Genomic DNA, 20,542 nt, shown 5'->3' on the forward strand with positions numbered 1-20,542 from the left:
GGTTGCGCGTTCCCGGTGGACCAACGCGGATCAGTAGCAGGTCAGTAGCAGATCAGTAGCAGATCAGTAGACGTCGCGAACGTACCGCTTGCCGGCGACGAGCTGCTTGACGTACAGAGCCGCTCCGTCCTCATCGAGGCCGCCGTGCGTGACGGCGATGTCGCGCAGCGCCCGGTCGACGTCCTTGGCCATCCGCGCGGCGTCGCCGCAGACGTAGAAGTGGGCGCCGTCCTGGAGCCAGGACCAGAGCTGGGGGCCGTGTTCGCGCATCCGGTCCTGGACATAGACCTTGGCGCGTTGATCGCGCGAGAAGGCGGTGTCGAGCCGGGTCAGAGTGCCCTCGGCGAGGAACGCGGTCAGTTCGTCCTCGTAGTAGAAGTCGGTGGCGCGGTGCTGTTCGCCGAAGAAGAGCCAGTTGGGGGCGCGGTGGCCGCGGGCGCGGCGCTCGTCGAGGAAGCCGATGAAGGGAGCCACCCCTGTCCCCGGGCCGACCATCACCATCGGGGTTCCCGGATCCGCCGGAGGCCGGAAGTGGGGGGAGCGCTGAACGAAGACCGGTACCGCGGCGCCGGGCACGGCGTCCGCGAGGAACGGCGAGCACACGCCCTTGCGGGGGCGGCCGTGGACGTTGTCGTACCGGACGACGGAGACCGTCAGCGACACCTCCTGGGGGTCGGTGAGCGGGCTGGACGATATCGAGTACAGGCGAGGCTGCAGGCGCCCCAGGACACCGGCCCACTCCTGAGCCGTGGCACGGACCGGGTGCTCGGCGATGACGTCGACGGCCTGGCGGCCCCAGGACCACCGCGCGAGCTCCCCCTTGTTGTCGGGGCGCAGCAGCTTCTTCAGATCACGGTCGCCGGTGCGCTCGGTGATGAATCCCAGGAGGGCGGGGGTGAGCTTGGTGATGTCCAGGTGGCGGTGCAGGGCGTCGGCCAGCCCGGCCTCGCCGATGCCGTCGATGCCGTCGATGCCGACAGGGGCGGAGGGGTCGAGTCCCGTGACGGCCAGCCATTCGGTCACGAGGTCGGGACAGTTGACGGGGTGCACGCCGAGTGCGTCGCCGGCCTCGTAGACGAGCGGAGTCCCGCTGTCCCGGGTGTCGAAGGTGAACCGTCGGACCTCCTTGCCCGCCCCCGGGAGGCTGAGGAGCCGGTTGCCGGTCAGACGGGCGGCGGCCGGGGCCGGCTTCGTCCTGCGGACGGGTGCGGCGGCCGGGGCGGGGGCCGCACCGGTCGCCGGCTGTCCGGTGAGTTCGGTGAGGACCTGCTCCAGCCAGGCGTGGGCAGAAGGCTCGTAGTCCGGTTCGCAGTCCGTGCGAGGGGCCAGCCGCACGGCCCCCAGTTCGTCCAGGCGCCGGTCCAGCCGGCGACCGTGGCCGCAGAAGTCGTCGTACGCGGAATCGCCGAAGGCGAGCACGGCATAGCGCCGGCCGTCCAGGCGCGGTGTGTCGGGCGCGGACAGGGCGTCCCAGAACCCGGAGCCGTTGTCGGGGGCGTCGCCGTCGCCGAACGTACTGGTGATCAGCAGCAGGTCGGCCGTGGCGGGCAGGGCGCGGGGGTCGGTGTCGGCCATGCCGACGAGCGCGGGACGGTGCCCGGCTGCGGAGAGCCGTTCGGCGGTGGCCGCGGCGAACTCCTCGGCGTTGCCGGTCTGCGAGGCCCACAGCACGACCACTTCACGGCCGGGGGAAATGGCTGGTGGCGTCGGTTCCTCTGCGGTCTGCGGGGCCCTGGAGTACATGCCGGCGAGCACACCGTTCACCCATCGCGCGTTCTCCTCGCCGAACGGCGCACCGGGCGGCAGCACGGGAACACCGGGCGCGCCCGATTCGAGCCCGGCGAGGAAGCCGACGAGGTACTGGCGTTCGTGCTCGGCGAGCACCGGCGGCGGCGTGCTCTCCAGCCCGAACACCCCTGCCGCGCCCGGGGTGACGGCGGACGGCACGACGACCGCCGGCTCCTCGGCGGGGGCGACGACGGGCACGGACGTCCCGGGGGCCGGAGCGGCGACCTTCGCCAGCGTCACCGCGCACACCTTGAACTCGGGCTGGAAGGAGATCGGATCCACGGCGTCGCTGGTCACAGCGTTGATGCTCAGGTACTCGCCGAACAGGTCGTTCCAGTGGAACGGCGCGAAACAGCAGCCCGGGCGCACCCGGTCGGTGACGACGGCGGGCAGCACGGCCCGGCCGCGCCGGGAGGCGACCTCCACCGAGTCGCCCTCCGCGATCCCCAGCCGCTCCGCGTCGTCAGGGTGGAGCTCGACGAAGGGCGCCGGGTTGAGCCTGTTGAGTTTGGGGACCTTTCCGGTCTTGGTGAGGGTGTGCCACTGGTGCTGGAGCCGGCCCGTGTTGAGGACGAACGGGTAGTCGTCGTCGGGCATTTCCGCGGCGGGGACGTGCGGGCGGGCGAAGAAGACCGCGCGTCCGCTCGCCGTCGGGAACACCGGCCCGCCGTCGTCGCCCAGGTAGCGGATGGGGTTGCGGTCCGGGCCGTCGGCGGTCGCGGCCGGCCACTGGACGGGCGTCTCGCGCAACCGCTCGTAGGTCACGCCCCGCAGGTCGTATCCGGTCTTCGGGTTCGCGGCGCGTTTGATCTCCTCGAAGACCTCCTCGGCGCTGTCGTAGGAGAAGGCGTGCTCGTAGCCCATCTCGCAGGCGACACGGGCGATGATCCGCCAGTCCGCGAGCGCCTCCCCCGGCGGGTCCACAGCAGGCCGGGCGAGGGTGAGGTTGCGCTCGCTGTTGATCAGCACGCCTTCGGTCTCGGTCCACAGGGCGCCGGGGAGCACGACGTCGGCGTAGGCGTTGGTCTCGGTCTCGGCGAACACGTCCTGGGTGATGACGAGTTCCGCCGCCTCCAGACCCTTGATGACCGTCTTGCGATTGGCCACCGAGGCGACCGGGTTCGTGCAGATGATCCAGCACGCCCTGATCTCGCCGTCCGCCATGCGCTGGAACATCTCGACGGTGCCCTTGCCGGATCCGTCCTTGCGTACGGTGCCGGGCTCCAGTTCCCACAGCTCCTCGACGAAGGCACGGTCCTCGTCCACGAGCACCGACCGCTGTCCGGGCAGGCCGGGCCCCATGTAGCCCATCTCGCGGCCGCCCATGGCGTTGGGCTGGCCGGTGAGCGAGAACGGGCCGCTGCCCGGGCGGCATATCGCGCCGGTCGCCAGATGCAGATTGATCAGTGCGTTGGTGTTCCAGGTGCCGTGGGTGGACTGGTTGAGCCCCATGGTCCAGCAGCTCATCCACTCCCCCGCCCCGCCGATCCACTCCGCCGCCCGGCGGATGTCGGCCTCCGGGATGCCGGTGATCCCGGCGACGGTCGAGGGCGGGTAGTCCGCGAGGAACTCCAAGATCCCCTCCCAGCCCTCGGTGCGCTCCGCGATGAAGCCGGGGTCCGTGTGGCCGTTCTCCACCAGCAGATGCAGCAGGCCGTTCAGCAGGGCCAGGTCGGTGCCCGGCCTGATCTGCAGAAAGAGGTCGGCCTTGTCGGCGGTGGCGGTGCGCCGCGGGTCGACGACGATCAGCCTGGCCCCGGCCTTCACCCGTTCCATCAGACGCAGGAACAGGATCGGGTGGCAGTCGGCCATGTTGGAGCCGATGACGAAGAAGACGTCCGCGTGCTCGAAGTCCTGGTACGAACCGGGCGGGCCGTCGGCGCCCAGGGACAGTTTGTAGCCGGTGCCGGCGCCGGCCATGCACAGCCGGGAGTTGGACTCGATCCGGTTGGTGCGGATGAAGCCCTTGGCCAGCTTGTTCGCCAGGTACTGCGCCTCCAGGCTCATCTGCCCGGAGACGTAGAACGCGACGGCGTCCGGGCCGTGCTCGTCGATGATCGCCCGCAGCCGCCCGGCCGTCCGCGTGATCGCCTCGTCCGCCCCGACGGGTACGGGCTCGGCGCCGCGCTCGGGCCGCGTCAGTGCGGTGGTCAGCCGGCCCGGGGCGGCGAGCATGTCCGCCGTCGTCGCGCCCTTGGTGCACAGTCGGCCGGAATTGGCGGGATGCGCCTTGTCCCCCGATGCCTTGAGGACCTTACGGCGGCCGTCCGGACCGGACGCGATGTCGAGCACCATCCCGCAGCCCACACCGCAGTACGAGCAGACCGTCCGCACCTGGGATACGGCCGTCGACGAGTCCTGTGGGGGCACCGGGTGGCCTCTCTGTCGATCGAGCGTGCCCTCGACGGTACGAAACACCCATTACGCCGGTGTGACCCCGGCCGATCATGCGCGGTAACGCTCGTCACACACCCGCTGGAGCAGCGCTGTGAGGGTCGGCAGAACCACGCGTGCGCCAGGGGGCGGGCCGATGCCGGCGAGCAACGACGACGGCTTGCCGACGCGCGCCGCCCTCCGGCCCGTGGTCAGCTCCGTCGGCTGCGCTGCTGGGGAGCGAGGAGTTGCTCCCGTAGGGCGTTGAGCTGGTGGGCGTGTTCGACTGCGGACGTCTCGTCCAGGGTGGTGAGGGCGAGGAGGAGGACGTCCGCCACAAGGAGGCCGGTCAGCGCCTCGTTGGTGTTCCCCGTGGGGGTGTCGGGGGCGAGGATGAGGGCGTCGACCCGGTCCTCGAACGCCTCGCTGAGTTCGTCGGTGACGAAGACGACCTTGGCTCCGACCGCGCGGGCCCGCTCCACGAGGAGAGTGAGCTCGGACAGCGGCCGTCCCGGCTGGAAGACGACCACCGCGTCGCCCTGGCCGAGCGAGAGCAGGGGGTCGGCGAGCGCGAAGCCGGTGGCGCCCACGAAGCGGGCCCGGCGGCCGATCCTGCCCAGCGCTCGGGCCAGGTGACGCGCGGCGAGTTCGCAGGCCACCGCGCCGTAGCAGAAGACCTCGCGGGCCTCGGCGAGCACCGTGACCGCACGTCCGAGGGACTTGGTCCCGGCGAGGCGCCGACTCTGGTCGATGCGTTCCTGAGCTTCGTCGAACACCTCGTGGCAGATTCTCTCCAGGTCCTTCCCGACGTGCGCGATGCGCTTCGCCAGCCGTACGTCGGGCGCCTCGGCGGCGGTGAAGTCGGCCGCCAGCTCCCGCTTGAGCGCGGGCAGCCCGGCGTACCCCAGACGTTGCAGGGCCCGTACGACGGTGGCGTTGCTCGTGCCGGCGGCGGATCCCAGCTCCTGGGCGCTGGCGAACATCACCTGCTCGGCCGGAGCGCTCACGAGGTACTGCGCGACGACGCGCTCGGAGGCGGACAGCTCGTCCCACAGGTCGCGGACGGTGGCCCTCAGCCGGGTGATGCCTCCAGGAGCGGCGCTCCCCGTTTCTGAAATCTCCATTACACCTCTTGACTCCATCGTTCTCAGCGTTACGCTCTGAACGTCGCGTTCCAGGAACATGAACTCCTGAAACGAATGTTACAGCACGCGTCCTGGCGAGGAGCCCCTCCATGAACAGCAGCCTTCCGGTCGTCGAGATCTCCGGGACTCCGTCCCAGAGGGGCCGGCAGTACGGAGAGGCCGTGGCCCCTCAACTGGGGGCCGCGCTGGCCTACTACGCCGAGGCGTTCGGTTTCTCCTCCGGCCTGACCTGGAGCCAGGTCACCGCCCGGGCGGCCCGATGGCTGGAGCCGGTACGCGACTTCGCGCCCGACCTCCTGGAGGAGATGCAGGGCATCGCTGACGGAGCCGGATTCGACCTGCTCGACGTCCTCGCGCTCAACGCCCGCGGCGAGGTCATCTACGACGAGTCCTTCACGCACATGCGGGAGGAAGAGGGGCCCGCCGAGGGCTGCACCTCCTTCGCCGCCTACGGCGACGCGAGCGGCGACGGCCACGTGTGGGCCGGGCAGAACTGGGACTGGCGGGCCGGTGTCGCCGGCACCGTGGTCATGCTCCGCGTCGTCCAGCCGCCCAAACCCACCGTGGTGATGCAGGTCGAAGCCGGTCAGATCGGGCGCCAGGGCGCCAACTCGGCCGGGATCGCCCTCAACGCCAACGGCCTCGGCGGACGCTTCAACGACGCCGTCGGACTTCCGCAGACCGTGATCCGGCGTCGCGTCCTCGACCAGTCCAGCATCACCGACGCGCTCAACGTGCTGTTCCGCACACGCGCGCACATCGCCAGCAACGCCCTACTGGCCTGCCGCGAGGGCTTCGCCGTCGACATCGAGGCCACGCCGGCCGGGCACGGCTGGCTCTATCCGACCGACGGCCTGCTGGTGCACGGCAACCACTACCAGGCGGGTGTCCCCGCCGCCCTGGCCGCCGACTACCGGCCGATCTCCCCCGACTCCCTCGTGCGCGTACCTCGCGCCGAGGACGGCCTGCGCCGACTGCGCGAGGCCACCGGTCCCGACGAGTCCCGCAAGCTGATCAAGCAGGCGTTCTCGGACCACCTCGGTTTCCCGGAGTCACTGTGCACCCACAGCGACCACCGGCAGCCTCCCGTCAAGCACTGGGAGACGCTCGTTTCCTCCTGCGTGGACCTCACCGCGGGCGACTACCACGTCACGGCCGGCACCCCTTGCGACCGCGACTACCAGCACCTCCCCTGGAACCTCTACGACGGCCCCCACGCCCCCAACTGACCGAGCCTCCGCCCCTGTTCTTCCGCCCAGGAGCACTGCCATGAACCTCAAGTCCTGTATCGCAGCCGCCGGCCTGGCCGCGGCCATGACCCTCACCGCCGCGTGCAGCGGCGCCACCACCGGCACGTCCGGCCGGGCCGGCGCGAACGCCGACGTCTCCGGCCTCAAGCTGACACCCACCACCGCCAAGGCCCGTGGCGAGGTGTCCACGGTGAACTGGCTGCTGGAGGACGAGCCCGAGTCCCTCGACCTCGACACCCAGGGCGGCAGCGCCGGCCGCACCGTCCTCACCAATGTCTGCGAGCGCCTCTACCAGCTCCAGCCCGACATGTCCGTGCGTCCCTTCCTCGCCGTGAAGGAGAGCAGACCCGACCCGAAGACGCTGGTCCTGACCCTGCGCGACGGCGTCACCTTCCACGACGGCTCCCCGATGACCGCCGACGACGTCCTCCACAGCCTGCGGCGCCACGCCCAGCCCGAGATGGAGCAGTCGGACGAGTTCCAGAACGTCTCGAAGATGGCGAAGACCGGCCCGCGCCAGATCACCATCTCCTTCAAGCAGCCCGACGCCCTGTTCACCAAGGCCCTCGCCGGTGACGCCGGCCTCGTCCAGCAGCGCGAGCGGGTCGAGAAGGCCGGCAAGGAGTTCGGCACCCCCGGGGAGGGCGACGCCTGCTCCGGCCCGTACGAGCTGACCAGCTGGAAGTCCGGCGACTCGATCACCCTCACCCGGGCCCCGCACTACTGGGGCAGGAAGCCGCTGACGAACAAGGTCGTCTTCCGCTGGGCCTCCGACAGCGCGCTGGTCAACGCGCTCACCACCAAGGCCGCCGACGGCACCTACGCCGACTCCATCAACACCGCGGCCGCCCTGCACGGCAAGCCCGGACTGGACGAGCACTTCGGACCGAGCACCGCCACCCTCGCCCTGATCCCCACCGAACGGGGCGGCCTCGCCGACCCGGACATCCGCAGGGCACTCTCCCTCGCCCTCGACCGCGAGGGCATCGCCAAGTCGGGCTACGGCGGACTCGTCGAGCCCTGGGCGGCCCCCGTCGGCTCCGGCTCCTGGGGCTACGCGAAGGACGTCTTCACCGCCGCCCAGAAGAAGCTCACCGAGGCACCCGCCAAGCCGAGCGCTGACGACATCGCCAGGGCCAAGGAACTCGTCAAGGCCGCCGAGGCGGCACCCGACGGTCCCGTCGTGATCGGCACCGACAGCACCCAGGGCCGCCTCGTGATCGCCAACGCCGTGCGCGCCGCCCTGACCCGGATCGGACTCAAGGCCCAGATCAAGACCGTACCGACGGCCGAGTACGGAGAGTTCTACGGGGACAAGTCCGCACGGGCCGACATCGACGTCCTGGTCGCCGACTGGTACATCTCCAAGAGCGATCCCATCGGCTTCTACGACAACGCCCTGTCCGGCAGTTCCGACAACTGGGTCGGCTTCCGCAGCGCCGACTACGACCGCAAGGTCGAGGAGGCCAGGACCACCCTGGACGACGAGAAGCGTGCCGCCCTCGTCGTGGACGTCCAGCAGCAATTCAGCGCCGCCAAGGTGTGGATTCCCATCGCCCAGCAGCCCACCGCCCTGGTGATCAGCGACAAACTGACCGGTCCGCCCGCGTCGATGGCGTACCTCTACTACCCCTGGGCCGCCGAGCTGGGTGCGAAGAAAGGCTGACCAACCATGATCGTCGCCCTCGGACGACGGCTCGCGGGGATCGTGGCCACGCTCCTCGCCTCCTCCTTCGTGATCTTCGCCGCCGTATACGCGGCTCCGGGTGATCCGGCCGTCTTCCTGGCGGGGGGCCGCGACAAACTCACCCCCGAGCGGCTGGCCGAGGTCCGGGCGCAGTACCACCTGGACGAGCCGCTGATCGTGCAGTACGGCCGGTGGCTCTGGGACTGCCTGCACTTCGACCTGGGCCGCTCCCTGAAGTACAGCGACCAGGTCTCCGACCTGCTGGCCTCCCGGCTGCCCACGACCCTCGCGCTGGTCGGCTACGCCACGGTGCTGTTCGTGGTGCTGGGCGTGGGAGCCGGAGTGCTGGCGGCGATCCGCCGCGGCACCTGGGTCGACTCGGCCGTGGTGGGCGGTACGACCCTCGCCGCGTCCGTCCCGTCCTTCGTCGGCGGTATCGCGCTGGTCGCCCTGTTCGGGGTGCGGCTCGGCTGGTTCCCGGTGACGGGTGGCGGCAGCGGGCTCACCGGCACCCTCCACCACCTCACCCTGCCCGCCGTCGCGATGGCGCTCGGCGCGCTCGCCGTCGTCAGCCGCGTCACCCGCCAGGCCATGGTCGACGCCGGCACCGCCGACCACGTGGCGGTGGCCCGCGCCGCCGGACTGCCCGAGGCTCACATCATCCGCCGGCACGTCCTGCGCAACGCCCTCGGCCCCATCGCCACCATGTGCGGGCTGGTCACCGCGGGCATGCTCGCCGGAACCGTCGCGGTCGAGACCGTCTTCGGGCTCAGCGGCATCGGCTCCCTGCTCGTCGGCGCCATCAACAGCCACGACTTCCCGGTCGCCCAGGCGGTCCTGCTGCTGATGGTCACCGCCTACATCGTCGTCACCAGCCTCGTCGACCTCGTCCATCCCGTGCTCGACCCCCGTCTCAAGGCCGTGAGGAGCCCCGCATGACCGCCGTCCCCGTCGGCGTCCTCCCGACCGGCGGCCCCCGGGGCCGCCGCCCGTGGGGCGTGCTCCTGGCAGCGGCCTTCCTCGGCTTCGTGGTGCTCGCCGCCACGCTCGCCCCGCTGCTCGCACCCTACGCACCCGACGCCATCGACCTGTCGGCCTCCCTGGCCGGCACCACCGGCGACCACCTCCTCGGCACCGACGCCTCCGGACAGGACCTGCTCTCCCGGGTGCTGTACGGCGCCCGCACCAGTCTCGTCGCGCCCCTGCTGCTGCTCCTGCTGGCAGGCGTCCTCGGCGTCACCCTCGGCACGCTGGCCGCGTGGCGCGGCGGCTGGGTGGACGCCCTGGTGTCCCGGATCACCGACGTCATGTACGCCTTCCCGGGACTGCTCTTCGTCGTGCTGATCATCGCCGTGTTCGGCGCCGGGATCACCACGTCGGTGATCGCGCTCGGTCTGGCCTTCGCCCCGACGATCGCCAAGTACACCCGCAGCGTGGCCCTGGCCGAACGGTCCAAGCCGTACGTCGACGCCTACATCGTCCAGGGCATGAGCGGACCGCGCGTCTGCGTCGCCCATCTCGTGCCCAATCTCGCCCGCTCGATCGTCGGTTACCTCGTCGTGCTGTTCGGTGAAGCCCTGATGAGCCTCGCGACCCTCAGCTATCTCGGCTTCGGCGCCCAGCCGCCCAGCTCCGACTGGGGCCTGATGGTGCAGGAGGGGCAGGCCGCGATCGTCCAGGGCGCCCTGTTGCCCGCGCTCGTGCCGGGTACCGCCATCGCCGCCGTCGTGGTGGCCTTCAACCTGGTCGGCGTCCATGCCGCGGACCGGCTCGGCGCCAGGAGGTAGCGCACCATGCTGCTCGACATCGAGAACCTGACCCTGCACCTGCCCGGCGCCGCCCGGCCCCTCCTCGCGGACGTATCCCTGCGGGTCCGCGGCGGGGAGATAGTCGGCCTGGTGGGCGAGTCCGGCTCCGGCAAGTCCACCACCGCCAAGGCCGTCCTGCGCATCCTGCCCGACCACGGGCGGGCGCACGGCCGCGTGACGGTCGACGACGGGGACGTCCTGACCCTGTCCCATACACGGTTGCGCGAGCACCGCGCCCGCACGGTGGCGATGGTCCACCAGGACCCCCGCTCGGCCCTCAATCCCGTACGCCGCATCGGCGACTTCCTCGTCGAACGACTGCTGCACACGGGCGTGCCGGACAAGCGAGCCGCGCGCCGCCGGGCCGTCGAACTTCTCGGCGCCGTCGGCCTGTCCGACCCCGAGCGCCGGATCCGGCAGTATCCGCACGAGATGTCCGGCGGCATGCTGCAACGGGTCGTCATCGCCGGCGCCCTGGCCGCCGAACCCCGGCTGGTGCTCGCCGACGAATCCACCAGCGCCCTCGACGTCACCACCCAGGCCGACATCCTTGCCCTGCTGCGCCGGCTGCGCGACGAACGCGGACTGGGCCTGCTCTTCATCACCCACGACCTGCACCTCGCCGCCGCCTACTGCGACCGCGTCTACGTCATGTACGCGGGCCGTGTCGTCGAGGAACAGCAGGCGGACCGCCTCTTCACGCATGCCCGGCACCCGTACACGCGTGGCCTGCTGGCGTGTTCGCCGGAGCTCGGCGACACCACACGTGTGCTGCGGCCGATCCCCGGACGCCCGCCCTCCCTCGCCGAGAGCTTCCCGGGCTGTCCGTTCTCGTCGCGCTGCCCCCACAGCGAGCCCGCCTGCGAAACCTGGCAGCCGGAGCCGGCCCCCGTCACGGGCGGCGGCACGGCGGCCTGCCGGCGCCTGGCCGAACTACCGGACCTGCCCGGCCTGCCCGACCCGTCCGATCCCGTACCAGCGTCCGGTCCCGTACGGCCCACGGGTCCCGTACCACCGTCCGGTCCCATACGCCCGACGGGTCCGGTACCACCGTCCGGTCCCGTACCACCGTCCGGTCCCGTAGTACGACCGTCAGCACCGGCCGGTCCAGCCGCCCGGGGCGCGAGGAGCACCCAGTGAACGCCACCGACCAGTTCCCGCCGCCCGAAGCGCCCCTGCTCGTGGTGGACGCGTTGACCAAGACCTTCCGTCTGCCCGGGGGCGAGCGCCTGACCGCCGCGGACCGTGTGTCCTTCGCTCTCCCCCGCGGCGGATCCATCGGCATCGTGGGGGAATCCGGCTCCGGCAAGAGCACCGTCGCACGCATGCTCGTCGGTCTGACGCGGCCCGACACGGGCACGGTCACCGTGCACGGCAAGGACCGCGCCGCCCGCCGGGGCCTGTGGTACCGGCATGCACGACTGACGAGGGCGCGCGAGATGCAGATGGTGTTCCAGGACCCGTATCTCTCCCTGGACCCCCGGCTGACGGCACGCCGGTGCCTGCGCACGGCCCTGCGCCTGCACGGGCACAGCCAGGTGGAAGGCCGCGTCACGGCGCTGCTCGACCAGGTCGGTCTGGGCAGCCGGGAGGCGGACGCCCGGCCCCACGAACTGTCGGGAGGTCAGCGCCAGCGCCTCGGCATCGCCCGCGCGCTCGCCCTCGACCCGCAGATCCTCGTGCTGGACGAGGCGGTGGCGGCCCTCGACGTGTCGGTCCAGGCCCAGATCCTCCACCTACTCGGCGAGATCAGGCAGGACACCGGCGTCTCCCTGGTCTTCGTCAGCCACGATCTGGCAGTGGTGGAGCACATCACGGACGAGACCCTGGTGATGCGCCGGGGCAAGGTCGTCGAACAGGGCCCGACACGCGCGGTGCTCAGCGCCCCGCAGGATCCGTACACCCAGCTGCTCCTCGCGTCCGTGCCACGCCAGGGCTGGGATCCGGCGAACGTGGGAACAGTCGGAACAGTCGGAACAGTCGGGACCAAGACCGCGGCGCCCTTGGGATGACGGACCGAGACGCTCGCTCCGGCCGCACGCCCGGCAGCTCCCGAAGCGGAACTCAGCCATGACGGGGCGCTGGGGTGTCACGAGCCGGTGGTCGCCGTGGCGTGGACCTTGAGGCGGCGGATGCTGACGGACTCCCAGGAGCGTTCGGCGTCGTCGGACACGTCTCTGATCACTTCGATGAGGCCGTACCGGTCGAAGAGCCGGTTGAGAACGACCTCCGTCTCGAGCCGGGCCAGCGGAGCGCCGAGACAGAAGTGGATGCCGTGCCCGAAGCTGAGATGACGGTTGGGTCTGCGGCGGAAGTCGAAGCGGTCGGGATCGGCGAAGCGTTCGCGATCGCGGTTCGCCGACGCGAGCCACGGAACGACCAGGGCGTCGCGGGCGATACGCCGGCCGCCCAGCCACACCTCGCGGGTCGCCCGCCGCGTCACGCGCGGAAAGGACGGCCGGTAGCGCAGGACCTCCTCGATCGCGACGGGCAGCGCCGAGCGGTCCGCACGCAGCGCGGCTGCCGCCTCGGGGTGCTCGTCCAGCGTCATCACGGCATTCGTGAGCAGGGCCGACGTCGTGAAGTGCCCGGCGAGCAGCAGCAGGGCGACGATGCCGAGCACCTGGTCGTCGTCGAGCTGCCGACCGTCGTCCTTGGCCCTCACCAGGGCGCTGACGAGGTCGTCCTGGGGACGGGCACGCCGCTCGCCCATGTGCGCCAGCAGGTAGGAGTTCATTTCCCTCAGTACGGGGCCGAGCGTGTCGACCCCGGCCCTGTCCGGCCGTACGACCGGTCCCTCGCTCTGGTCGAGCAGGGCGTCCGCCCACTGGCGGAACATGGCCCGGTCCTGCGCGGGGATGCCGAGCAGCTCGGCGATCACGATGACCGGCAGGGGAACGGCCAGAGCCTCCACGATGTCGAACCGTTCGGCTTCGCCCAGCCCGTCCAGCAGATCGTCGGTGGCGGCGGCTATGCGCGGCGCGAGCCCCGCGACCCGGCGCGGCGTGAACGCCTGGGTCACCAGCCCTCTGAGTCTGCGGTGCCGGGGCGGATCCGTGATCAGGAAGTTGCCCTGTGCATAGCGCTCGAAGTCCGGCTGGCCCGGGAAGACACCGTCGAAGTCGGAGGAGAACGTCTCGGGATCCGACAGGACGCGCTCGACCTCCGCATGCCCGAACACCTGCCAGGACCGGAGCCGCTCGTCGTAGTGGACGGAGCCGGTCTCACGATGGTGCCGCATCCAGGCCAGCAGGGATCGCAGGGTGGGCTCACGCGACGTGTCCGCGACGGCCATCGGCTCAGTCGTCCAGAGCGGCGGCGGGCGGGGTGTCGCTCCTGGGTGACGCGGCGGGCCCGAGCAGGACGGGCAGGCGGCGACGGCCGTTGAGGGTGACCACCACACGGCGGCGCAGCACGTCCCGGTCGGCGGCGAGTCGCAGCTCGGGGCGGCGCCTGATCAGGGTGGCGACGGCCACTTCGGTCTCCACCCGGGCCAGCGCGGCGCCCGTGCACCGGTGCCGGCCGCGGCCGAAGGCGAGGTGCCCCGCGTTGTCGTCCCGGTCCGGATCGAGGGTGTCGGCCTCGGCGAACCTGGCCGGGTCACGGTTGGCGGCCGCGAGGGACACGATCACCAGGCTGCCGGCCGGTATGCGCCGGTCTCCCATCTCGATGTCCTCGGCGGCGAATCGCCACACCCCCATCCGCGCCGAGCCGTCGAACCGCAGGAACTCCTCGACGGCGGACGGCACGCGCCCGGGGTCTTCACGCAGGGCGGCCATGAGACCGGGCCGTTCCAGCAGGCCCTCCACCATGTTGCCGATGAACGCGCCCGTGGTGTCGAAGCCCGCCACGAAGAGGTGGAACAGGACGGTCACGACGTCCTCGTCGGAGATGTCGTTCTTCACCGCCAGCTCCACCACCTCCGCCATCAGGTCGTGATGAGGGGTGCTTCTGCGGTCCGCCACGTACGTGGCCAGCAGTTCGAAGGCCCGCATCGCCGAGGCCCGCAGCGCGTCCGTGTCGTGGTCGTCGTCGATCGACACGGTGTGGCGTACGAAGTCGAGGTGGACGGGGCGGTCGGACTCCGGCACCCCGACGATCTCGCACATCACGTTCACCGACAGCGGTACGGCGAACTGCCCCAGCAGATCCACCGGTTCGTCCGCCGGCAGCCGGTCGAGAAGGGAGTCGACCGTTCGTTGCACGAGCGGCCGCAGCTCCTCGGCGCGCCGTGCCGTGAACGCGCCGGCGACCGCACTGTGGTAGCCCTCGTGCTCGGGCGAGTCCGCGCTGGAGAGGTTCCGTCCGTACGCGGAGATCATGTCGCCGGCGGGCGAGTTCCAGTCGAGGTTCTGCCAGGCCTCCGGGAATCGCCGGGTGTCGTGGACCAGGCGCTGGTCGGCCAGCGCCGACCTGACGTGGTCGTCCCGCGTGAGCATCCATGCGCTCAGGCCGTTGGGCAGCCGCACCTCGGCGACCGGCCGGTGTTCCCGGAACCAGGCGAGGACCGCGTGCGGGGCGTCCAGGAAGGCGTCGTCGAACGGCGCTTCGGGGTCCGAGGGGCGCAGGAGTGCGGGCCCCGCGCTGTCCGTGCTCGTCATGGTGACCGCCTTTCTGCGGAGCCACGAGGTCCGTGGAGCTCCGGGAGGTGGATGGGAGTCAGAACATCGCGATCTCGTGGTGGAGGCCGGCCGCGCGGGACCGGCCGACCAGGATCTGGATCACCGGGTCCAGATGCTGGTCCGCGAGGCCGAGTACGTGCAGCAGCCGGTCCGGGTCGAAGCCGCAGTGGGCCTGGCAGGCCAGTGAGTCGGCCGCCGCCGACAGGTAGCAGCGCTGCACGGCCAGGCCCGCTTCCATGCCCTGGATGCGCAGCCACCGGTCGCCGTAGTGCGGCAGTGCGGCCTCGTGGTCGGTGAGGACCGTCAGGGCCAGCGGACTGTGCGTGATGTCGAACACCGCGCTGGTCAGTGCCCGTTGGAGGGCGGGACGCACGTCTTCGGCGGTGAGCAGGCCCAGCCGGCGCCCCTCTTCGGTGACGAGGTAGACACCCGCGTCCAGGCCCTCGACCGCGCCGATCGCGGCGACGAACGCCGTCTGGGAGAAGGGTGTTGGGCCGGGAAGGTCGGACGCGTACGAGGCGTGCGCCCGCTGCAGCAGGCGGGCCAGTTCGGCACGGTTCAGGGAGCCGGGCCCGGCGAACCCCATGGACGTGCGCCTGGCCGTCCAGGTGTCGGGCCGGCGCGGTGGCACGGGCAGGGCGGTCCAGGTCTCGATGCCCGCGGCCAGCCGGGGCAGCAGCGGGGGCAGGACGACACCGGGGCGGGAGGTCTCCGCACGCGCGGCGTCCTCCAGGGGGTCGCCGACGGTCCCCTCGTCCCGGTGTTCCTCGGGCGCCGCGAACGCGTCGGGGGCCTCGGTCAGTACGGCGTAGCCGCGTGTGCGGTGGCTGTCGAGGCCGAGGCGACGGTCCAGGGCGTCGTCCGAGAACCAGTAGCGGACCTGGAGTTCCCGGCCGTCGGCCTCGGCGACGGCCAGCGCCTGACCGATCATGACCCCGGCGTCCAGGCATTGCAGCCGGTAGGCGAACTCCCCGTACTTGAAGCGGGTCCGCCAGGGTGTCACGGCGACCACCAGCGCGCTCGGGTCCTCGGCGGCCCGGGCTCCCCGCACGGTGGGGGGCACGGCCAGCGCGTGGTGCAGCGGCTCGTAGCGGCCCGCGGGTATCCGTGGAAGAAGGTCCCCGGGCAGCACGTGCAGTTCGACGGGGTAGCGCTGCCCGGCGGAGGAGACCACCCGGTGGACCGGACCCAGGAATCGGTTCGTGCCGCACGCGATCCCTGCCTCCCAGCGAAGCCGCGAGACTCCGGCGGTACGGCGCAGGACCGACGCCAGCCGCGCCGGGCCCGGCTCGTCGGGGCCGCCGTCCGCCGCGCGGGCCGTGCCCGTCGGCAGGGTGAGCAACGCGCGCCGGTCGCGGTCGGGGCGCTCCGCGGGCAGCCGCGACCAGTCGACGTCCTGCGGAATCCGCGCCCCGGTGCGGTTGTCGCGTGCGTAGCGCAGTGCGGCGGAGCCGGCACTGCCCCTGGCCAAGTCCCGTGCGCCGGGGCCGAGATAGGGCCTCGCGTCCGCGTACCCCTCGACGAGGTCCGCGACGAGGTGACAGAGGGCGAGCCGCTGGGCCGGTACGACACCGAGCCGTGTCATGTGCAGATAGCCCCAGTTCACCAGCACACGATGCAGCCGCAGGACGGGGTCCTGGGCGGCGGCCACCGTCCAGCGCGGGTCGCGTTGCAGGGCGCGGTGGAACTCACTGTGCCGCAGTACGTCGTCGTCCCAGGTCGTTTCGCCGTGCCGGCCGGCGAGCGGCAGCCGCAGCTCCTGTGCGGCCAGGAGCTCTCTGGCGTCGGGCACGAGGTCCTCGATCCCGTCGAGGAACGCTGCCAGGCCGGGCGGTTGCGGGCCCGCATCGTCGCCTCCCGTACTCAGCAGCCGCTCGGCGAGCGGTCGCAGGACCGGGATCCACCGACTGCTGAACTGCTGCAGTCGGTTCCGCAGTTCGTCGGGGCGAGGGGATTCCATGACGGCTCCCTCCGCGTGCGAGCGGTACGACATCCCCCCGAGCCGCAGCTCCCCGGGGAAGCGCGATGCGATACGAAGCATGAGGGTGACGGCGGCGCGTGCACGGTATCCGCCGCCGGCCGTTGCGGGTGCGTCCGCGAGGGTGCGCAGGGCGGTGCGGGTGGACAGATGGTGGAAGCGGTCGAACAGCCCGACGGCGGCGGGACCGCCCAGGACCGCCGAGCGGTCCTGGTGTTCCACGGCCAGCAGGGAATTGTCCGGCTGCGGCGGCAGTTGGTCGGTGACCGCCTCGCGCAGCGCCAGATCCGGGGGCGAGGGCGCTGCGGGGGCGCGGTGGCCGTCCGGGGCCGCGGCGAGGTGGTCGAGGCAGCGGGCCCGCAGCTCCCGGGCCACCTGGTCCGCCCGCTCCTTCTCGACCAGCAGGGCGACCCGGATGTTGGGGCCGCCCTGCCATTCCCGGAAGAACTGCTGGAGGCGGCAGTGGCGGGCGCTGTCCCGGAACAGGGGTGCCAGCAGACCGGTGAGCAGTCCGTCGGGGTCCCCGCGATGGTAGAGGCGGTGGTCCAGCCATACGGCGGGATCGGTCGAGTCGGTCATCCACGGTCCTTCGCGGTGAGAGCCAGGGCGGTCCAGGCCACAGCCGCCTCCTCGAGCAGGTTCAGTCCGAGGCGGTTGCAGTGGGTGTGCCAGGCGTGCAGCAGGGGGCGCGCCGAGCCGTGGGGCCCGTCGACAGCGAGGCACTGTTCGCCCAGGCAGGTGCTCCACCGGGACGGGGGCGGCCAGGGCGCGGCGAGCGCGAGCCGACTGCGGCGCCGTACCTCGTCGGCTTCGGCGCCGGCCAGTCGGTGCGCCCATTCCTCGACGGCGTCGGTGAGCGGGGGGCCTCCCGGCCGTGCGGGCGCCCCGAGGATGCTGCGCAGGGTGTTCACGGCGTGCCGCAGCCTGGCCGGCCGGCCCCGGCTCTGGTGCAGTCGCAGGGCGACCGTGCTGGAGGTGGTCAGGAACGACAGTGTCCGCGGCTGGTCCGTGCACTCCGGAGCGTCCGGCATCCACGCGCCGGAGAAGGGTTCGACCCGGACGGTGCGGGACGGCAGCAGCGGTGCGGCAAGGCGGCCGGTCGTCTCCCGGCTGAGCACCCAGGCGACCGACTCCGCGTACTCGGCCTCGCTGAGCTCTTCGCGTTCCGGGTTCTGTTCGGTCCAGTGCTCTGCAGCCGCGCACAGCAGTTCCCGCGCGCGGGTGCGCTGCCCGGCCGACGAGCACAGAGCCCGGAGCCGTACGTGTGGTCCGCCCTCCCAGTAGCGCAGGAAGAACCATGCGCGGGCGCCGACCGCGGCGGCCACCGTGTGCAGGTGTCCGGCCAGGACGGCGAGGTGGTCGTCGAGATCGCTGTGCGCGTACACGTGGACCGACAGCCATACCGGCGCGGCGACGGATTCGACGGGCATCTCAGGCATCTCAGGCATCCACCTCCCAGACGACTTCGGCGGGCCATCCGGTGCCGTGTGCGTCAGGAGGGAGATGCGAGGTGTCCGGCAGAACCTCCTGGAAGAGGAGCCGCCGTGCCGTGCGGCGCGTCATCCGTTCGAGCTGGAGGATCCCGAGGGGCGAGGCGAGGTCGAGGGGCATCGGCTTGCGGTGCTTGTCCGCCGCGGAGCCGTTGGCGGCGCGCACGAACGACCACTGGGGTATGGCCGAGGCGCGCCGCCACGCGTCGACCCGTACCGCATGTCCCAGCAGGCTCTCCCCGGCGGCGCGCCGCGGCACCTGGTCCGACTCGGCGATGACGGTACGGCGCATCAGCACCACATCACCGAGCTCCACTCTCGGCACGATGCGGCAGCCCGCCTCGGTCAGCCGTCCTGCGGGGGCGACGACGGGCTGCACGCGGTGCTCGGGCGGTGGCCCGAACATGCGCAACAGCAGCCGCAGCACCGGCGGATGGTGGAAGTCGGCCATGCGTCCACGGGGGACGACGCGCAGCTTCCGGCCCCGGTGGGTGAGTTGCAGGCGGCCGTCTCCGGCCACGACGCAGCAGTCCCGCGCGTCCAGCCGGTCCCCGCGGGAGGACGTTCCCTGACAGATCATCAGCTGGGGGAGTGCGCCCATGGCGCGGAGGTTGACGTTGCTGTCGGCGACCGCGGCCAGCTCCACGTCGAGCAGGCCGGGCAGCGGGGCCGGCGGGCCGCCGGGCCAGGCGGCGCGCTCCTCCTCTGCCGCGCCGAGGCGGGCGAGGATGCGCTGGAGGTGGGCGCCCGCCCGCCCGGAGCCGTCCTCCACCGAATTGACGACGAACATCGGACGACCGCCCAGCCGCACCGGATGACCGTAGAAGCCGAGTCGGGTCGTGAGGCTCTCCGGGTGGGGCGGAGCGAGTGGCAGGGAGTCGATCCGGATCACGTCGTCGTCGACCGGTGACTCCGACAGCAGCCGCCGCAGTGACCGCAGACCCGGATCCGTTGCGGGCGGCAGCCGGAAGTCCCCGCTCCACAGCTCGTCGACGCCGCGGGCACGGACCAGCTCGTGCAGCGCGACGGGCAGTGGAACGGGGCGATGCGCGCCGAAGACGGCGACGAGATGGTCTTCCACGCGGGCGCGCGCCGTGGCCCAGGGGTCGCCATGGCCGATCCAGGTCGCGACGGAGTGCAGAGAGGATTCCAGGGGCAGCCAGTCCTCCTCGTTCAGTGCGAGCCGCCCGTCGCGCAGCACGGTGTCGGCGAAGACCGGCGCACCTTGCTCCAGAGCCGCCGGCGGCCAGGAGAGCCGACTGCTCAACGAGCGCAGGGTGTCCGCCAGTTGCGGGAGGACCTCCGCCGCGGAGTCCGGGTGCGCACAGGCCTCGGCGGCGTCCGCCACGTCGAGCAGGATCGTGGCGGCCTCCGCCGTCGTGCCGGTGCGTCGCGCCGCCGTGCGCAGCGGGTCCGGGTCCTGGACGGAGGTCTCGTCGGCGGGCACCAGCAGTCCCGCACCGGTGAGGCGCGCGAGGGTCCGGCCCGTCTCCGCCGGGTCCCGTGCGGTGGCGTCCGCGAGGATCCGAACGGCGGCATCCCGGGTCCTGCCTCCGTCCGGCCAGTGGGCGAGCAGACCCCGGAGCGCATCGTCGAGGCGGATACGGCGGACCGCGTCGCAGGCCGGGGCGATGACGTAGAGGGCACCGTTCGCGGATGCCGCACTGGGGTTGACCACCAGCCGTGTGCCGGGAGCCAGTTGACTCAGCAGGGTCAGGGCGATGAAGGCGTTGAGCTCGGTGTGGTGGGCACGCTTGCGTACGTCTCCCTCCCACCGGTCGGGGCCGGGGTGGAAGACGCCGCGGGCCCACGCGCTCAACGTGCCGCGCGGAGTGGTCTTGAGCGAGGCCCGGGTCGCGAACGCATAGGCACTGAGCGCGGTGTCCAGGTCGGGGCGGGCTCCGCGGTCGAGGGCGGCCACGGCCTGCTGGAGCGCGGTGGCCAGTGGTGAGGCCGACCGGGTCAGTTCCCGGACGACGGGCGGGAGGCTCGCCGCACGGACCGCGGCGGCACCGGTACGGTCCAGCTCCGCGCTCCAGACGCGTTCGGCCCGGTCCGTCGTGTGCTCGGCCGCTTCCTGCAACCGGCTCCAGCGGCGCACGGCCTCCTCCGCCTCGGGAGGCAGCAGGGACACGAGCTTGGCCGCCAGCCGGCGGGCTCGTGGTGCGCGCCCGGCGTGGATCGAGCGGCGCAGTTCGAGGACGGCGCCGCGGTCACGGCCGGGTGGCAGCGCTCCGACCACGCCGTGCAGCACGTCGGAACAGCGTTCCGCCTGAAGACGCGCCGTTTCGCGTGCGGTCCGGCAGCGCTCCAGTGCCGCCGTCGAGCGCGGCGAGCGCAGAGCGACCACGGCGTCCGGCGGGAATGCGGGCACGCGGACCACGAAGGGCGCGCTTCTCAT

At 72.0% G+C, this 20,542-nt stretch carries 13 protein-coding genes; 6 read left to right on the forward strand and 7 right to left on the reverse strand.

Features of this window, described 5'->3' with window-relative positions; genetic code table 11:
* Positions 1–63: 63 nt before the first annotated feature.
* Together ACWGI8_RS01615 and ACWGI8_RS01620 are read right to left on the reverse strand one after the other, a co-directional pair.
* Complete coding sequence (locus ACWGI8_RS01615) at positions 64–4,122, reverse strand: molybdopterin-dependent oxidoreductase (protein ID WP_453657665.1); 4,059 nt, start codon at positions 4,120–4,122, stop codon at positions 64–66.
* A gap of 251 nt (positions 4,123–4,373) precedes the next feature.
* Positions 4,374–5,285: a MurR/RpiR family transcriptional regulator gene (locus ACWGI8_RS01620; RefSeq protein WP_453657611.1), complete on the reverse strand. Its 912-nt coding sequence runs from the start codon at positions 5,283–5,285 to the stop codon at positions 4,374–4,376.
* 110 nt (positions 5,286–5,395) lie between these two features.
* Here ACWGI8_RS01620 and ACWGI8_RS01625 point away from each other — a divergent pair, with 110 nt between their 5' ends.
* From ACWGI8_RS01625 to ACWGI8_RS01650, 6 genes are read left to right on the forward strand one after another with little or no spacing between them, the layout of a single operon-like run.
* Positions 5,396–6,535 (forward strand): C45 family autoproteolytic acyltransferase/hydolase, encoded by a 1,140-nt coding sequence (locus ACWGI8_RS01625; protein WP_453657613.1) that lies wholly within the window; start codon positions 5,396–5,398, stop codon positions 6,533–6,535.
* Between the two features lie 40 nt (positions 6,536–6,575).
* On the forward strand, positions 6,576–8,222 hold the full coding sequence (locus tag ACWGI8_RS01630; RefSeq protein WP_453657615.1) for an ABC transporter substrate-binding protein: 1,647 nt from the start codon (positions 6,576–6,578) through the stop codon (positions 8,220–8,222).
* Between the two features lie 6 nt (positions 8,223–8,228).
* Complete coding sequence (locus ACWGI8_RS01635) at positions 8,229–9,182, forward strand: ABC transporter permease (protein WP_453657617.1); 954 nt, start codon at positions 8,229–8,231, stop codon at positions 9,180–9,182.
* Positions 9,179–10,030 carry an ABC transporter permease gene (locus ACWGI8_RS01640; protein ID WP_453657619.1) on the forward strand — a complete coding sequence of 284 codons (852 nt, stop codon included), beginning with the start codon at positions 9,179–9,181 and terminating at the stop codon, positions 10,028–10,030. Before ACWGI8_RS01635 ends, ACWGI8_RS01640 begins: the two co-directional genes overlap by 4 nt.
* A gap of 6 nt (positions 10,031–10,036) precedes the next feature.
* Positions 10,037–11,191 (forward strand): ABC transporter ATP-binding protein, encoded by a 1,155-nt coding sequence (locus tag ACWGI8_RS01645; protein WP_453657621.1) that lies wholly within the window; start codon positions 10,037–10,039, stop codon positions 11,189–11,191.
* Positions 11,188–12,063: an ABC transporter ATP-binding protein gene (locus tag ACWGI8_RS01650; RefSeq protein WP_453657623.1), complete on the forward strand. Its 876-nt coding sequence runs from the start codon at positions 11,188–11,190 to the stop codon at positions 12,061–12,063. Before ACWGI8_RS01645 ends, ACWGI8_RS01650 begins: the two co-directional genes overlap by 4 nt.
* A 77-nt stretch (positions 12,064–12,140) precedes the next feature.
* On the opposite strand, the gene ACWGI8_RS01655 is transcribed toward ACWGI8_RS01650, so the two are convergent.
* Genes ACWGI8_RS01655 through ACWGI8_RS01675 form a run of 5 tightly spaced genes read right to left on the reverse strand, consistent with a single transcriptional unit; the run spans position 12,141 to position 20,542 of the window.
* Positions 12,141–13,346, reverse strand: coding sequence for a cytochrome P450 (locus ACWGI8_RS01655; protein WP_453657625.1), 1,206 nt, complete (start codon positions 13,344–13,346; stop codon positions 12,141–12,143).
* 4 nt (positions 13,347–13,350) lie between these two features.
* Positions 13,351–14,652: a cytochrome P450 gene (locus ACWGI8_RS01660; RefSeq protein ID WP_453657627.1), complete on the reverse strand. Its 1,302-nt coding sequence runs from the start codon at positions 14,650–14,652 to the stop codon at positions 13,351–13,353.
* 58 nt (positions 14,653–14,710) lie between these two features.
* A complete protein-coding gene (locus tag ACWGI8_RS01665; RefSeq protein WP_453657629.1) occupies positions 14,711–17,230 on the reverse strand; it encodes a lantibiotic dehydratase C-terminal domain-containing protein in 2,520 nt (839 codons plus the stop codon).
* Complete coding sequence (locus ACWGI8_RS01670) at positions 17,227–18,090, reverse strand: lantibiotic dehydratase C-terminal domain-containing protein (protein ID WP_453657631.1); 864 nt, start codon at positions 18,088–18,090, stop codon at positions 17,227–17,229. Before ACWGI8_RS01670 ends, ACWGI8_RS01665 begins: the two co-directional genes overlap by 4 nt.
* Before the next feature lies 1 nt (position 18,091).
* Positions 18,092–20,542 carry a lantibiotic dehydratase gene (locus ACWGI8_RS01675; protein WP_453657667.1) on the reverse strand — a complete coding sequence of 817 codons (2,451 nt, stop codon included), beginning with the start codon at positions 20,540–20,542 and terminating at the stop codon, positions 18,092–18,094.

This window comes from Streptomyces sp. NPDC054841 (assembly GCF_053611045.1).